This window comes from Chitinophaga ginsengisegetis (genome assembly GCF_900168065.1).
In the GTDB taxonomy this organism is placed as follows: domain Bacteria; phylum Bacteroidota; class Bacteroidia; order Chitinophagales; family Chitinophagaceae; genus Chitinophaga; species Chitinophaga ginsengisegetis.
Genome location: NZ_FUZZ01000001.1, coordinates 2,906,989 through 2,922,904, shown reverse-complemented (window position 1 = coordinate 2,922,904; position 15,916 = coordinate 2,906,989). Strand labels below are relative to the sequence as shown.

Here is a 15,916-nt window from a genome sequence, read left to right as displayed (position 1 = left end):
CTGCTGGAAACATCGTTACATGGCCCGCAGTTAAATGCTTCCCGCTTATTTTATCTGCGTAAGCAGATCCAGTACCTTTTCTCTTTTCAGGATCAGGTAACCTATTTTTTCTTTGGCAATTCCATCTTTAAGCAAGTAGGTGAAATGCAGGTCATCGTCAATAACGGTCGACTCAAAATATTTAAACTGGATACGTTTCTCTGAACTCAGTTCATCTGCTACTTCATAGAGGTGAGTGGAGAGAATAAACAGGCAGTTGGTACTTTGCAGAAATCCCCTGATCACAGCCAGGGAACAGTTTCTGGCGTCTTCCACATTGGTGCCTTTAAACATTTCATCGATCAGCACCAGCCAGTTTTTACCATTACTGATTTGCAGGATGGTATTTTTGATACGCTGTACTTCACTGTAGAAATAACTTTCCCCCTTAAATATATTATCCTGTACCTGGATGTTACTGAAGATGCCGTGAAAGAAGCTCAGCTCCATATTTTCAGCGGGTACGCCCATGCCTATATGCGACAGGAATACGGCCACACCCACCGCCTTGATAAAGGTAGTTTTGCCAGCCATATTGGCGCCGGTAAGGAACATGAAATGAGCTGCTTCATCCAGTTGAACATCGTAAGCCACCGGCTCAGAAAGAATGATATGATAGAGTTGTTTGGCTTTAATAACAGGTCTGTTGCTGCCGGAGAAAACCGGGAACTGCAGGTTGTAATGCTTTATGGCTTTAGCCATTGCATAGTATGCATCCAGCTGCTGATAAAGGACTACCAGCTCCTGGATCACCTTCCGGTGCCGTTTCCTGATGTAATTATCATAACGGAGGATCTCCACAAAATTCAGTTTCCCTTCTTCATCTGCTTTTAAAATTTCGTAGAATTCCTTTTTGGTAAGTAGCTGTTGCGCCCTGTCCAGCAACACTTTCAGCACCATTGGGGTTTCGTCTGAATTGAAGGCATTGATAAACGTACGGAACCCCTTCAGTAATATCACCAGTTGTGTAAACGAAAATTTGATATAGCCATAATCAGGCGCATACAAAGTTTTATTGAGTGCCGCATGAAGATACAGGGCAAGTCCTTCGGTACTGGAAATCGGCTCAATCTGGGCATCCATGTAATTCTCCACCACTACGATAGTACCATTGGAAATAATGGAAGGCCAGTTGGCTTCCTGTTCCAGGATATATTGTAAGGCACGCTGTCTGTTTTTAATAGTATTGATATCAGATAAAGGATTGCTGTATAGCTGGCGGAGATACTCGCGGCCACCGGCAGTGGTGGTGAAGTCGAGGCGGTGGAACAGGGAAAATTCTTCGTCGCGGTTAAAAATAGACAGGTCGTAGTAGGATGTTTTGTCCAGTTGCATGCAGCATCTTTTTTGGTGAATATACGGTGGAAGATGCAAGGATAGAAAAATTCCATAAGAATTGAAAGGCTGTGCCGGCATTTCCGTAAATGCAGCAGGAGCCGCTGCATTTACGGAAACAAAAACTATCGGCTGAAAGCCAGTCGCTGGCCCAATACGTTCTCATTAAAAACGCCGTCGGCATAAGCGAGATGGCCGCTTACAAAGGTATGCGTAACTGCCGCCGGGAAGGTATGGCCTTCAAAAGGGCTCCAGGCGCATTTATAATGAATATTTTCTTTATTTACATTCGTCTGGTGCTGCAGATCCACTATTACGCAGTCGGCATAATACCCTTCTCTCAAAAATCCTCTTTCCTTTATCTGGAAACAGATAGCGGGAGCATGGCTCATCTTCTCCACTACTTTTTCCAGGGTAATGTTTCCCTTCTTTACATATTCGAGCATCAGCAGCAGGCTGTGTTGCACCAGCGGAACGCCGGATGGGGCCTGCAGGTAGGGTAGTTGTTTTTCTTCCCAGGTGTGTGGGGCGTGATCAGTGGCAATGATATCCAGCCGGTCGTCCAGGAGTCCCTGCCAGAGTGCGGTTTTATTTTCCGGCGCTTTAATGGCCGGGTTGCACTTGATCAGGTTGCCGTATTGCGCATAATCGTCTGCCGTGAAATGAAGGTGGTGTACACATACTTCTGCCGTAATCCTTTTTTCCGCCAGCGGCAGCATATTGCTGAACAGCTGTAACTCCCTCGCCGTGGAGATGTGGAGAATATGCAGGCGGGCATTGTGTTTCTGTGCAAACTGTATAGCCACCAGCGAAGATTCAAAACAGGCTTCTACATCGCGTATCAGCGGGTGATCCGCAGCAGTGAGGCGATCCCCTTTTTCCCGTTGAAAGGCTTCCATATTGGCGCGGATGATCTTTTCATCTTCACAATGCGTGGCAATCAGCAGCTCACTGTTGGAAAACACGGTTTCCAGGGTGAGATAGTTATCTACCAGCATATTCCCGGTAGAAGATCCCATGAATATTTTTACGCCGCAAACACTTTCCTTTTTAGCGTTTGTTTTCAGTATTTCTTCCACATTATCATTGGCAGCCCCCATAAAGAAGGAGTAATTGGCCAGTGAGTGGTGTTGTGCGATGGTATATTTGTCTTCGAGGAGTTCCTGGGTGAGCGCGGCCGGTTTGGTATTGGGCATTTCCATAAAGCTGGTGGTACCGCCGGCTACTGCGGCGCGTGCTTCTGAATAGATGGTGGCTTTATGGGTTAGTCCCGGTTCCCGGAAGTGGACCTGGTCGTCTATAACGCCCGGAAGCAGGTGTTTGCCTTCCCCGTTAATTTCCGTGTAATTACCGCTGATAGTGATATTGGGCGCTATTTTTTCAATGCGGTGGTCTTTGATCCATACATCCTGTACCGTGGTGCGCCCTTCGTTTACCACGGCTATATTCCTGATGAGGTAATTTTGCATGCCGCAAAGGTAAAAAAATCGGCGTAATCGAGGTGAATAGGTAAAGGTAATCGCGCACCCTTACCCTTCCAAATGAATCGAAAACACAATCATCCTCGATTGTAATTTCTCTACCACATTGGAATACCGCAGGTTCGGATCTTTCACATGCACATTGCCAAAACCATTACTGATCTTGAATTCCGGGGCAAAAATGAAGCTCTCGAAATAGAATTCAAACCCGGCGCCGGCTTCATAGCCGTAGTCGCTCTTTTTGATCTTTACAAGGTCTTCTGCTCTGCGCAGGCGGGCATTGGAGGCAAGGTCGTAGTCGTATTTAAGGCCGGCGATGGTATAAACGCGCATGTTGCCGATGCGGTCCGATTTAAATTTAATCTGCAGGGGGAAGCTCAGTAATATCGACTCAATCTTTTTTTCTGTATCCTGTGGTTTGGGATAGGTGTCGCGGTAGTAGAGGTTCTTGGAGGCAAAAATGAGCTGCGGGTTAAAGCGCAGGTCAAAATGCTCACTGAGCCTGGCATTGGCCAGCAGTCCCAGGTTAAATCCCATGGTTTTCAGCGGTTCCGCTACCATAATAGAGTCATCGGCCAGGAAGGCAGGAGAGTGCTCCAGTTTGAAATACGACTGGTTTGCAGCCAGCGTAATACCAAAATAATAGGGTTTTGCATCGTGTTCCAACATATTCATCTGGGTTTGCGCCCGTGCGGGAAGTACCCCGAATACGATGAATATCAGCGCGTAGCGCAGTAAATGGAACATATGCCGAATGTTAGCGTTTTGCATGTAACGGCCTGGAAACGGGTGTTGGTTAAAATAGTTCGCATTGCTTCACCCTGCGGAAACGCTTTCACAGATTCCGGCAGATAACTATAGGCCGCCTGGCTTTTGGCTATCCATTTCCCGATCAGAGGTGTGATATAACGAAAATACGAATTATATAATTGTTTAATAGGAAAAACTGTGGGATTCGAAAATTCAAGGATCACCAATTTACCCCCGGGCTTCAACACACGATACATCTCAGACAGCCCCTTTTCCAGGTTTTCAAAATTGCGCACACCGAATGCCACCGTTATGGCATCAAACGTTTGGTCGGGAAAACTTATTGTCTCACTATCGCCGGATTGCAGGGTAATTTTGTCGCTTAGCCCCGCTTTCTGAATCTTTTCCCGGCCATGACTCAGCATCCCTTCAGAAATATCAATGCCCACAATTTTGTCGGGATGAAGACGCTTTTCTGCCATTATAGCAAAGTCGCCCGTGCCGGTAGCCACGTCCAACATGAGTTTGGGCTGAAGCGATTTCAAATACCCCAGGGCTTTTTTACGCCATATGATGTCGATTCCCAGCGACATAAAGTGATTAAGAAAGTCGTAGCGGTAAGCAATATCATCAAACATGGTCGCTATCTGCTCCTTCTTGCTTAATTTTGACCCTTCAAAGGGAACGATCTTCTGAACATTTGCATTTTCTGACATAGTGCGCAAAGTTAAAGAAATGTAGTCATGTGACAGTATGCAAAAACAGGGATACGGGATTTTTAATGGAACAAAGCAATATCATTATGGTTATTAAGTCAGCAGAATATCTTATCAGTAGTCCCGATTGGGAAAAATGCCCCAATCCCATATGGCCCGAATATGCGTTCATCGGCCGGTCTAACGTAGGTAAGTCTTCTTTGATCAATATTCTGGCTAATAATGAAAAATTAGCCAAAACTTCCGGTACCCCCGGTAAAACACAGCTGATTAATCATTTTGCCATCAATAACGCCTGGTACCTGGTAGATCTGCCCGGCTACGGATTCGCTAAAAGAAGCCTGTCGCAGCGCCGCCAGTGGGAACAGATGATCGAAAACTACCTGCGCAAACGACCCAACCTCGTCAGCGTATTTGTGCTCATCGACAGCCGCCACCAGCCACAGAAAATCGACATCGATTTTATTACCAAACTGGGAGAATGGAATGTTCCTTTCAGCCTGGTATTCACTAAAGCAGATAAAAGCACCCAGGCGGAGGTCAGCAAAAACGTAAAAGCTTTTCTCAATAAAATGAGAGAAACCTGGCAATTCCTGCCCCCCAACTTCGTTACCTCCACTGTAAAGAAATCCGGCCGGGATGCGATTCTTACCTATATCGATGAACTGAATGCACAATTCCGCGCCATCGCCTGATCACCTGAATCTTCTTTTATACACATTATTATTACCTCAGTAATCTGAGGTAATTTTTTATTTTTATTTGTTTATCTTAATCAGTGATGGTATTTTTTTACTCAAATACTTGTTGGAATGCCGGATGCAACAGATGAAATACTGTGTAAAAAGATAATAGCGCAGGATGAGGAAGCGTTCCGGGTACTGTATGAAAAATACCGGGATCATATTTATGGCTATACCCTGAAACTTTGCGGCCTGCCGGAAGTAGCATCCGACGCGGTGCAGGAAGTATTTATGAAGATATGGGTAAAAAGGGAAACCCTGAATCCCGGATTGTCGGTCAAAGCTTACCTGTATACCACCACCCGCAACTATGTATTCGACTACCTGAGAAAAGCGGTACACGACCAGAAATTCCGCGAATATTTTCTGCAGATGTATACAGAAGATACCGGCGCTATGGACGACATACTCTACACCAGGCAGCTGGAAACCATTAAAATGAATGCCATCGCCCAATTGCCGGCGCAACGGCAGCTGATCTTCAGAATGAGTAAAGTACAGGGCTGCTCCAACCAGGAAATAGCCGATCAGCTGGGCATCTCCGTCAATACCGTGAGAGACCAGCTGGTAAAAGCTTCCCGCTTTGTAAGGCATTACCTTTATCAACATGCCGATATCTCCATTATTATTGCCGCCTTTTGCCATATCCTCCGCTGAGGAAAAAATATTTTTAGGTCCGGTCGTCTTTTAGGTTCGCCCGATCGTACTATTGTCATGTCAACCAGGAATAATGGAAGAAAATAAGGAACGGATCACTTCTCTCTTTATTAAATTAACGGAAAGGAAATGTACACAGGAAGAGCGTTTGGAGCTCCTCGCCTGGTTACAGGAAAACCCGTTGCCGGAATATTTACCTGCAGTAGAAGATTTGCTGCAGCAGCAACCCTGGCCAGCCATGCCGGCAGATACTGCCGGTCAGATTTTTACGGCCATCCTGCAGCATACACCATCCAAACCGGTGATCCCGCTATGGAAAAGAACCGGTTTCAGGGTGGCAGCAGCCCTGGTACCACTTATTGGCCTGGCTACTTTGTTATTGTTTTTTTACAGAGATAAAAATGATAAACGCCATTTTGTAAACAACACCCGCCAGGTACAAACCTTCCGGCTGGAAGATGGTACGGTGATCAGTCTCAATCAACGCAGCAGCCTCACCGTAAACACATCTCCCCATAAAAACCAACCCAGGGAAGCATGGCTGAAAGGAGAAGCTTTTTTTACAGTGATCCACCAGGCAGCAAATCCTTTTGTTGTACACACCGGCAACGGCGTGGATGTAAACGTACTGGGTACCGCTTTTAATGTGAACACAGCTAATGGCCACGCAGTGGTAGTGCTGAACGAAGGCCGCGTGAAAATCAATACCGGCGCCGGTCACGCCCTGACGTTGAATCCCGGCGAAATGGCCAGTTATAATGCAGACACTAAAATGCTCACCAGGCAAAAGGTGGATACGCTGTTCCAGACATCCTGGAAATATAACCTGCTCGCATTCAAAGAAGAACCATTAAAAATAGTGATGCAAAAACTCGGCGAACAATATGATTATGAAATAGTATTCGATCAGGAAGGAACAGGAGAACTGCTGTTTACAGGATATCTCCCGTCCGATAACCTGCAGCAGGCCATTATTACAATAGAACAGTCCTTTAATTTACAATTCATTTTACAACACAAGATTATTCGCGTGAACACCAAAAAAATCCTTTAGAGACAACCAAAATTTAGTTATGAAAAAAGTTAAATCAATCAGTACCCAACTGATAATGGTTACTGCTTTGCTATGCTGTTTGCAATGGTCAAAAGCACAGATACTAAAAGCATCAACCCGCGAAAATAAGGTAACTGCCGTACCACTTATTTCAGTGATCAACGAACTGGAAGCAAAGTTCGATGTACGCTTCAGTTACAACACCAACCTGCTGAAAGGGAAAAATATTCTCCTGCCGAATACGGCCATCTTTCAGGCAGATAACATTGAGAGTAATCTCAACAAATGTATTGCACCATTAGGATTGGTATGCCGGAAAATCAACGGAAAGCTTTACGTGGTAAAAGCCGAAGATGCGGCCGATACCAGGTCGGTGGTAGCTGCCGGCAGTAACATCGCACCACAGCAAAATGTGAAAGGCTCGGTAAAGGATTCTACAGGTAATGCATTACCAGGTGTAATTGTGCAGGTGAAAGGTACCTCCAAAGCCGTGACGACGGACCAAGACGGGAATTTCTCCATCAATAATGTAAAAGATGGCGATGTCCTGTTATTCAGCTTCATCGGCTACACACCAAAAGAATACATCATAAAAGGAGAACAAACCATTAACATCGTTCTCAGCGATCAGGCCATCAGTATCGACCAGGTAGTAGTAACCGCCCTCGGTATCAAACGGCAGGAAAAAGCACTGGGATATGCAGTACAAAGAGTAAAAGGCGAGGCCGTACAAACCGTGAAAGGAGTGGATATGGCTACTTCCCTTACCGGCCAGGTATCCGGTCTTGTAATTAAAAACTCCACAGAGTTTTTTGCGAAACCCTCTATTGAGTTAAGAGGAGAAAGTACCTTACTCGTGGTAGATGGCGTTCCCTATGGTAACATGTCTTTACGCGATATCCCTACCGATGATATAGAAAGCCTGGATATCCTGAAAGGCCCCACTGCATCAGCATTATACGGCTCCAGGGCTGCCGGCGGCGTTATCCTCATCACTACGAAAAAAGGAACCGGCACCGGGCTGTCTGTAAACGTGAACAGCAACACCATGATCCAGAGTGGCTTCCTGGCCATTCCCAAAACACAAACTTCTTACGGCCGCGGTCAAAACGGAAAAATCGATAACGACTATGTATGGGGCCCCAGGCTGGATGCAGGTAACACAGCGAGGGACTGGAACCCGGTCACGAAACAATTTGAAGACAACAGACCACTGAATTCGGTAGGTAAAAATAACCTGAAGAATTTTATGGAACTGGGCATCGTGACCAATAACAACATCAACGTATCACAGAGTGGAAAATACGGCAGCTTCCGTGCTTCCCTCAACCATGTTTACAACAAAGGACAGTTTCCCAATGCCAAACTGAACATGTACAACTTCACCCTCGGCGGCGAACTGAAAGCAACAGAGAAATTCAGCCTCGAAGGACATATGGGCGTAAGCAAAAGAATGGCGCCACAGGTATGGGGCACCGGCTACGGTAACCAGGGCTACATTTACCAGCTAACCATGTGGACAGGCCCCGAATACGATATCCGCCAGTACCGCGATTACTGGAAAACACCCAATCAAACACAAAACTGGATGTACACCAACTGGTATGATAATCCCTACCTGATTGCTTACGAAAAATTAAATGCGATCCAGCAAAATACCACCAACGCCAGTTTGACCGCCAACTATAAATTCTCCCCGGATCTTAGCCTGTTGGTGCGTATCGGCTATGATGTATATAACAATAAAGAAACCTTTACCAACCCAACAGCTAATATCTACTCTACCCGCGGCGGATGGAATGCCAGGGGATTATACAGCATCAACAACACCTGGGGCTGGAGTACCAATGATGACGCCATGCTGAGCTATAATAAAAAAGCGGGCGACTGGAACTTTGAAGCGATGGTGGGCGGAACTATTTATTATTGGGTAGACGAAGGACTGAAAGCTTCTACTAAAAACGGGTTAACAAGTCCTACTTTCTTTTCGCTCAATGGTTCCGTTGAACCGCCTACATTCACACCGGCTTATAGCAGCAGGCAGGTAAACAGTTTGTATGGAAGAGCCGCTGTAAGCTGGAGAAATACCGTATTTATTGATGCTACCGGCCGTAACGACTGGAACTCCGCACAACCGGAAGAAAACAGGGCCTATTTTTATCCCTCCATCGGGTCCAGCGTGGTATTGTCTGAATTATTCAAAATGCCCGCATTTACAGACATGTGGAAAATACGCGGTTCCTGGGCTACCTTCAAAACGCCCGCAGGTGTGTATGATATCAACCGTCTCTATACCACCACCACCGGCGCATGGAACGGCGCTAACTCTGCCAGTTACCCAAGCAGCTTGTTGGGCGTTAACCTGCTGCCCAGTTCACAACGCACCTGGGAAATTGGAACTGCCGCCTACCTGTTTAAAAAACGTTTGAATATAGATGTTGCTTACTTCAACAAATACTATTATAACCAACAAACTTCTGTGTCTATTCCAGGCTCCTCCGGATTCCTGAGCACCCTGGTAAATACTGCCGAAACCTATGTGAGAAAAGGACTGGAAATTACCCTCAGCGGTACAGTACTGAAGAAAAAAGATTTCCAATGGGGATCGACCATCAACTGGTCCAACCAGCACCGCTACTATGTAAACCTCGATCCGGTGTACTCTGCGCAAAGCCCCTGGGTGAAGAAAAAAGAAAGACTCGATACCTATACAGATTATTACTGGCTGCGGGATCCCGATGGTAACGTGATCCACAATAACGGCTACCCCGTGGAAAGCGATTACAAACAAAAGTATGGTTACAGTGATCCCAGTTTCAGCTTCGGTTTTATCAACACCTTCTCCTATAAAAATTTTACCGCATCACTCAATATCGATGGCCGCGTTGGCGGATTGATGTATAACTACATCTACGATAAAATGTGGGACTCCGGTACCAATCCTGAATCTGATAATGAATACCGCTACGATGAAGTAGTGAATGGGTTAACCAATTATGTAGGCCAGGGCGTGAAAGTACTTTCCGGAAGTGTTTCTTACGACAACTTCGGAAATATTACCAGCGATACCCGCAAATATGCGGTGAATGATACAAAGGTATCGTACCAGAACTATGCGCAGAACTTCAGGGGAGGCGATTATGGCGTACAAAAGAAAACCTTTGTAAAGGTGCGTGAAATATCCGTTGGATACCGGTTCCCGGCAACCATGCTTGCAAAGAGCGGTATAAAAAACGCCTCCGTTTCCTTAACTGCACAGAACCTGTTCCTGTTTACAGATTTCAAATTTTCAGATCCCGATGTGGATGATGAAAACCTGAACTCGCCATCTCAACGGTTGGTGGGGATTAATTTCAAAGTAGGGTTCTGATATCTTTCACCATCAAAGAAAATCTCATGAAACACAAATCACTGAAATATATATTGTCCATATCCCTTACCGCTGCAATGGTAACCGGCTGCTCCAAATTTGATAAGATCAATACCAACCCGAATAAAACAACGCAGGTAAGTTCTGCCATGCTGGCTACCAACATGATCCTGAGTATTACCAGGTCGGATATCAGTTCTGCCAAAAGCTTTATGCAGCCATACCTGTTGGGGAAATATCTTACCTGGGGAGAAGGCCAGGAAAATTTCCAGTACAATAAATTTGGAAGAACCAATTTTAACAGGATCGCTTTATTGCGTAATGTGCCGCCTATGATAGGTTATGCACCTGATGAAGAACTCCGGAAATCGTATAGCGCATTAGGGCATTTTATCAGGGCCTGGCAATTTTTTCAAACAACCATACAGGTAGGCGATATTCCCTATTCACAGGCGGTGAAAGGAGAATCAGAAAATGTGATCCAACCGGGATATGATACACAGAAAGCAGTGTTTCTCGGTATCCTCAATGAACTCGACAGCGCCAATCTTCTTTTTGCAGCAGGGAAAGACTTCACCGGCGATCCGGTGTATAACGGTAAAGTGGATAACTGGCGCCGGCTGACCAACAGTTTTGAATTGCATGTGCTGATGAACCTCTATAAGAAAACAGGTGACGCGGATCTGAAAGTGGTAGAGCGGTTTAAAGAGATCGTTGCCAACAGACCTTTAATGCGTTCGTATGCCGATAACTTTGCGCTTACCTATACGGCTGCAGCAGGACAAAATTATCCCTGGTCCGATGTGCCGGCCGGTTCAGGCAACTCCTTTGTAAAATCAAATTATACCATGCTGTCTGCCACGCTGATAGATCCGCTGAAAGCATTGCACGACCGCCGTTTGTTTTATTATGCAAAGCCATCGCCGGTGAAAATTGCAGCCGGTAAAACAGCGGATGACTATGATGCGTATGTAGGCGCAGAGCCATCCGACGCATTCCCTGCACTGCAATCTATCCGCCTGTCGAAAGATTATTCCGATCTGAACAGCCGGTATGTAAACCTGGTAAATGCAGAACCGGTAAGTGTTTTCAGTTATCCTGAATTACAGTTTGTATTGGCAGAAGCAGCGCTGCGGGGATGGGTCACCGGTACTCCGGCGCAAAATTATTATGCTGCAGGTATCACCAATTCCATGAAATTCACCGCTACGTATACACCGGATGTGGAAGATTATCATCACAATATGAAAATAGATGATAGCTATATTCAGTCGTATGTAACGGCAGTAACACTCACCGGCAGTATGCAGCAGCAGTTATTGCAGATCATTACACAGAAGTATCTCGCGGGATTCCTGCAGGGCTCCAACTATAACGCCTGGTATGAGCAGAGGAGAACGGGTTATCCGGTATTCAAATTGAATGCTACCACCAACCTGAATACGCCTGCTACACAGTTTCCGGTAAGATGGCTTTATCCCGATAATGAGCTGAGCTATAACAACACTAATCTCAACGAGGCAATACAGCGGCAGTTTAGCGGCAGCGACAATGTGAATAGTGTGATGTGGTTGTTGAAAGATTAATCTGCATATAAAAATAGCGGGCTGTTTTTCAGTCCGCTATTTTTATTTTATAAAGATGTTTATCAATATACTTTTGCGTAGGTAGGGGAGCAGGCGTCGGGATTTCTGTTTTCGAGGAACATGGCGTTGCTGGTAAATCTTACGTAGTAGGTGGGGGATTTACCGAGCAGCAGCGTCCACTCTTTTCCAAAAGAAGTAGTGGTTTGTTCAAAATGAAAAGTGTCGGTTACAATCAGTTTATCATCAACAAATAGCCGGTATTCTCTGCCCTGGAGGATCAATTCCTGTTTATCGGTAATGTGGGCGCCTTGTCCGCTGAAACATCCATCTACCTTTACCAGTCTCCATCGCCCTTCTACAGAAGTGAGGAGTGGTGCATCTTTCTTCTTACAGGCAGAAAAAACAATCAATGAAAATAGCATAATGAGGGGGTAATGAATCTTCATAGCGGGAATTTTTATTTGTTATTGCACGCGGTAAATAAGCTTTATGATCAGTTAAATATTTTATTGTTGGCGATCGTCTGATTGATCTTTTCCAGGAAATCCACGAAGTAGGAGGGGCCACGCCAGTAAGGAGCTATATCTAAATAGATGCTGGTGCTGTCTGTTGGATTTTTTTGTACATAGATAAATACCTGGAAGACGCCATCGGCAGCACCACGGGTGGAGTAATTTAATATATTGGGATCCGCTTTTATAGCTGCACGGGGAAAGCTGCTGAGATAAGGCTTCAGGCTGTCGTGGATATTCCCGGACAATTTCACGGTGCTGCTATCATTATTCTTATAGGTGATTACATAACTGGCGTCTGGGGTGATCTGAAGCTTTTTGAATTCAGTCATAGCCATATTGCCCCCTCCGTTAAACACAAACAGCGAAGTAGTGTCGGGAGTTTTATCTTTATCTTTTTTGCAGGAAAGAACGCAGAGAGATGCCAGCAGCAATACGGCTGCCAATGATTTTGGTAGTGTCATACAAAAGGTATGTTTTATTGAATGTATAGCGTAGAAACCGGGGGAAAAGTTACAGCGTTGGGAGGGGAAAGTATAGCTCGATAAGGGGAGAAAAAGCCACCTGACGTGGTAACACGTCAGAAAAATCTGAGAGAGGTACAAAAAATCGAGGCGCCTTAGTTCACTATTTTATTAGCGCAGCTGCTGCTGGCAAAGGCTTCCGGTTTGGCTTTAAAGGCAAAGCCCATACCCAGGATATAGCCCATTGCTTCCCGCAAAGCCAGGTTGCTTTTGAACTGAGGGTTCGTATTGATGTCTGCGTGCACTTCCATGTCTACATCATATTCTGTAAACAGGTCGCACAGTTCATACGCAATTTCAATACTCTTCGCTACTTCCACCAGCATACGCTCTTTGATAGAATAGCGGTCTTTGGTTTTTTCATTGTGAATAAACATAAAGCCGCCGTGACCTTCCCGGAGGAAAACAATCACTGTAGCGAATTCGGTATCTACTCCTTTTACCTGGGAATCAGTACCAATGCACACTTTCAGGCGAAACCCCTTTGCGGTTTCACGAACGATGGCTTGTCGTACTTCTTCCTTTACCGGAAGGTGGATAACCTCTCCATTAAATCTTCTCCATTGCATACATGTATAATTAAGGGTGAACATGCGTAATTGGGTTATGCTATAATGCCTGCCTGCTGAAGTAATTCCATGCGCTAATTGGGTCAACAATATGGGATGCGTTCATTCGGGGATAACAGCAATATTTACGAATATACGAAAAAGCTGTTAGCAATAGCCAACAGCTGTACATTAAAAAAATAAGAAGATTCAGAAAATAAAACGGCTAGAACTGACCCGTACTAAGCATTACAAGGGTACAGGCTTCTACCGGCTGAATATTATGTTCCCTGGCAATATCTTCCAGTTCAGGATTTTCTGCACCCGGATTAAAGATGATGCGGCGGGGTTGCAACTGCAGGATATAATCATAATATTCTTTCTGCGCCGCCGGATTCAGGTACATGGTCACCGTATCTACTTTCTCGAGCGGCGGATGTTCTGTAATCACCGGTGTATCACCAATGGCGGCAGCGCGCTTACCGATCGCCACTACCGGATGTCCTTTGGCAGTGAGCCGGTTCACGGCCAGGTTGCTGTATCTTTCCGGGTTAGGCGATGCGCCCAGTACCACGGTGAGCTTTTTATCATTGTTGGTTTCCATACAGCTAATTTACGGAATTCAAAACAAGTGATAAGCGCTCCGGGGCAGATGCGCCAGTATATCGCTGCATGCTCCGGCAAGTTCCGGGAATTGAAACGTAAAGCCCTCCCTGGTAGCCCTGGCAGGCAGCACCCACCTGCTTTTCAGTAAAAGTTCCGCTTCTGTGCCTATCAGCATTGCGCCTGCTTTGAGTAAAGGAACGGGTGCCGGCAATCCAAACCGGTAACCCGCAGCGTGACGCAGCGTTTTCATGAATACCTTATTGGTGACCGGATGGGGCGCTGTACAATTAAACACACCGCTTAAAGCATCATTTTCGTATAGCCATGCCACCATCCGGCAAACATCGGTGATGTGGATCCAGGTGTACATCTGCTTTCCGCTGCCCTGGTGGCCTCCTAAACCGGCTTTTATGAGGTTCAGGTAGGGTTGCATCACGCCGCCGGGTTTCCAGCCAAGCGTAATGCCTATACGTAATATTATTTTTCGCGTACGCGGCAGCGTAATGCTGTTGAACGATTGCTCCCATAGTTTACATACCTGTACAGAGAAATCATTTTCTATCTCCCCGTTAAATTCATCCATCGGGCGATCTTCCGCGTGCCGGTATATGGTGGCACTGCCAGCATTGATCCATACTTTGGGTGGATTTTTCAGCGTAAGTATGGCCGCGCCCAATGCCCTGGTGGCATTAACCCTGCTGTTCACAATCGCCTTTTTATTGGATGCGTTATACCGGCAGTTCACACTTTTGCCGGTGAGGTTAATGAGCAAATCGGCATCTTCCAGCGCATGAATCCAGTTCCCCGGATGCGCTCCATCCCATTGCTCATAGCGGATACGCCCGGAAGAAGGACGTGCATGCCGCGTAAGGATAATGATGTCGTTACTTTCACCAAAGTACTCCACAAAACTGCTGCCTATAAAGCCGGTGCCTGCAGCAATAACAATACGTTTATTTTGCATAGAAGTGAACTTAAATCCGGGGAGGAGTGGCGCTATGCCGGAGGGTAACAATACTTCTCCGTATAGTTAATGCCATTATAGACAGTATCAGCGCCGGCAGCAGCAGAAAAAAACTGGCGTAAACAAACCCTGTAAAGATGCTGCTCCAAACGGTAGATATGGGATCCAGCCATTTGTCTGCCTGTACCATGAGAAATATGATGCCTGCAACACACAACTGTATGTACTGGAGTACCCGCAGCACTTTACCACGGGGGGCTTTTTTTCTTAGTATAAAATTGATAACACCAGCGGAGAGCTGCCAGATCAACAGCATGTAAAGAAGATACACTGTCCAGGATTCGGAGAAAATAACAAGATGTGTAATATCAATCGCACAAATAACAGTCAGGATCCCCTGAATAATACCATCTGCTATATAATATGACTTCATCTTTCTTTTTTTATTTATTCGGAATTTTCAGAAATAAATGAAAGTATAGTCCAAAAAAAAATTACTTAATGAGTTTGATCAGGCTGCTGTAAAACCAGTTTTCTTCTGATTTAATAAATGCGCTGATTGTTTTATCCGTTTGTTGGGCAAACTTGGTGATATTGGAGATAGAATCCTTGAAAGCTTTCATTTCCTTGTCTTTCGGATCACCTTCCGCCTGTTGCAGCTGTAACAGCACTTTCATGATAGGATCCAGCTCACGCTTCTTTCTTTCACGGGCGATGTAGGTAGCTACTTTCCAGATATCTTTCTCTGCTACAAAAAATTCTTTTCTTTCTCCGGGAATCAGGATACGTTCCACCAATCCCCAGTTAATGAGTTCCCGCACATTCATGTTGGTATTTCCGCGGGAAATGTTCAGTTCCTCCATGATATCATCGGCACTCAACGGGTCAGGCATTACCAGCAGTAAAGCGTGAATCTGAGCCATTGTACGGTTAATGCCCCACTGGGCGCCCAAAGAGCCCCATGTTTGGATAAACTGCGCTTTTGCTTCCACTAAGTTCATGTAGGTTGTTATTTTATAGCGTTTGACAAT

General features: G+C 45.6%; 16 protein-coding genes. 5 read left to right on the top strand and 11 right to left on the bottom strand.

Annotation, left to right across the window (positions count from 1 at the left end; translation table 11 throughout):
- Nucleotides 1-45 precede the first annotated feature (45 nt).
- The 4 genes from B5Z18_RS11515 to ubiE form a co-directional block, all read right to left on the bottom strand.
- The gene (locus tag B5Z18_RS11515) at nt 46-1,374 is read right to left on the bottom strand and encodes a MutS-related protein (RefSeq protein WP_079469485.1); all 1,329 of its coding nucleotides are present in this window, start codon (nt 1,372-1,374) and stop codon (nt 46-48) included.
- Nucleotides 1,375-1,499: 125 nt separating this feature from the next.
- Nucleotides 1,500-2,843 carry a dihydroorotase gene (locus B5Z18_RS11510; protein WP_079469484.1) on the bottom strand — a complete coding sequence of 448 codons (1,344 nt, stop codon included), beginning with the start codon at nt 2,841-2,843 and terminating at the stop codon, nt 1,500-1,502.
- Nucleotides 2,844-2,903: 60 nt separating this feature from the next.
- Complete coding sequence (porT, locus tag B5Z18_RS11505) at nt 2,904-3,602, bottom strand: type IX secretion/gliding motility protein PorT/SprT (RefSeq protein WP_079469483.1); 699 nt, start codon at nt 3,600-3,602, stop codon at nt 2,904-2,906.
- Nucleotides 3,575-4,321, bottom strand: a complete 747-nt coding sequence (ubiE, locus tag B5Z18_RS11500; protein ID WP_079469482.1) for a bifunctional demethylmenaquinone methyltransferase/2-methoxy-6-polyprenyl-1,4-benzoquinol methylase UbiE — start codon at nt 4,319-4,321, stop codon at nt 3,575-3,577. Before ubiE ends, porT begins: the two co-directional genes overlap by 28 nt.
- A gap of 86 nt (nt 4,322-4,407) precedes the next feature.
- Between ubiE and yihA the strand changes: the two genes are divergently transcribed.
- The 5 genes from yihA to B5Z18_RS11475 all read left to right on the top strand — a co-directional run bounded on the left by yihA (nt 4,408) and on the right by B5Z18_RS11475 (nt 11,731).
- On the top strand, nt 4,408-5,016 hold the full coding sequence (yihA, locus tag B5Z18_RS11495) for a ribosome biogenesis GTP-binding protein YihA/YsxC (protein WP_079470057.1): 609 nt from the start codon (nt 4,408-4,410) through the stop codon (nt 5,014-5,016).
- A gap of 117 nt (nt 5,017-5,133) precedes the next feature.
- On the top strand, nt 5,134-5,721 hold the full coding sequence (locus B5Z18_RS11490; protein ID WP_079469481.1) for an RNA polymerase sigma factor: 588 nt from the start codon (nt 5,134-5,136) through the stop codon (nt 5,719-5,721).
- 73 nt (nt 5,722-5,794) lie between these two features.
- Nucleotides 5,795-6,775 carry a FecR family protein gene (locus B5Z18_RS11485; protein WP_079469480.1) on the top strand — a complete coding sequence of 327 codons (981 nt, stop codon included), beginning with the start codon at nt 5,795-5,797 and terminating at the stop codon, nt 6,773-6,775.
- A 19-nt stretch (nt 6,776-6,794) separates the two neighbouring features.
- Nucleotides 6,795-10,145: a SusC/RagA family TonB-linked outer membrane protein gene (locus tag B5Z18_RS11480; RefSeq protein ID WP_079469479.1), complete on the top strand. Its 3,351-nt coding sequence runs from the start codon at nt 6,795-6,797 to the stop codon at nt 10,143-10,145.
- Nucleotides 10,146-10,171: 26 nt separating this feature from the next.
- On the top strand, nt 10,172-11,731 hold the full coding sequence (locus B5Z18_RS11475; protein ID WP_079469478.1) for a SusD/RagB family nutrient-binding outer membrane lipoprotein: 1,560 nt from the start codon (nt 10,172-10,174) through the stop codon (nt 11,729-11,731).
- A gap of 62 nt (nt 11,732-11,793) precedes the next feature.
- Here B5Z18_RS11475 and B5Z18_RS11470 read toward each other — a convergent pair whose 3' ends face one another.
- From B5Z18_RS11470 to B5Z18_RS11440, 7 genes are all read right to left on the bottom strand, one after another.
- Nucleotides 11,794-12,177 carry a hypothetical protein gene (locus tag B5Z18_RS11470; RefSeq protein ID WP_079469477.1) on the bottom strand — a complete coding sequence of 128 codons (384 nt, stop codon included), beginning with the start codon at nt 12,175-12,177 and terminating at the stop codon, nt 11,794-11,796.
- A 47-nt stretch (nt 12,178-12,224) separates the two neighbouring features.
- Nucleotides 12,225-12,707 carry a hypothetical protein gene (locus tag B5Z18_RS11465; RefSeq protein WP_079469476.1) on the bottom strand — a complete coding sequence of 161 codons (483 nt, stop codon included), beginning with the start codon at nt 12,705-12,707 and terminating at the stop codon, nt 12,225-12,227.
- A 155-nt stretch (nt 12,708-12,862) separates the two neighbouring features.
- Nucleotides 12,863-13,336 (bottom strand): ribonuclease H-like YkuK family protein, encoded by a 474-nt coding sequence (locus B5Z18_RS11460; protein ID WP_079470056.1) that lies wholly within the window; start codon nt 13,334-13,336, stop codon nt 12,863-12,865.
- A 205-nt stretch (nt 13,337-13,541) separates the two neighbouring features.
- Nucleotides 13,542-13,919 (bottom strand): CoA-binding protein, encoded by a 378-nt coding sequence (locus B5Z18_RS11455; RefSeq protein ID WP_079469475.1) that lies wholly within the window; start codon nt 13,917-13,919, stop codon nt 13,542-13,544.
- An 18-nt stretch (nt 13,920-13,937) separates the two neighbouring features.
- Entirely contained in the window at nt 13,938-14,885 is a 948-nt protein-coding gene (locus tag B5Z18_RS11450) for a TIGR01777 family oxidoreductase (protein WP_079469474.1), read from the bottom strand.
- A 10-nt stretch (nt 14,886-14,895) separates the two neighbouring features.
- On the bottom strand, nt 14,896-15,318 hold the full coding sequence (locus tag B5Z18_RS11445) for a hypothetical protein (protein ID WP_079469473.1): 423 nt from the start codon (nt 15,316-15,318) through the stop codon (nt 14,896-14,898).
- Between the two features lie 61 nt (nt 15,319-15,379).
- Entirely contained in the window at nt 15,380-15,886 is a 507-nt protein-coding gene (locus B5Z18_RS11440) for a GbsR/MarR family transcriptional regulator (RefSeq protein ID WP_079469472.1), read from the bottom strand.
- Nucleotides 15,887-15,916: the final 30 nt, after the last annotated feature.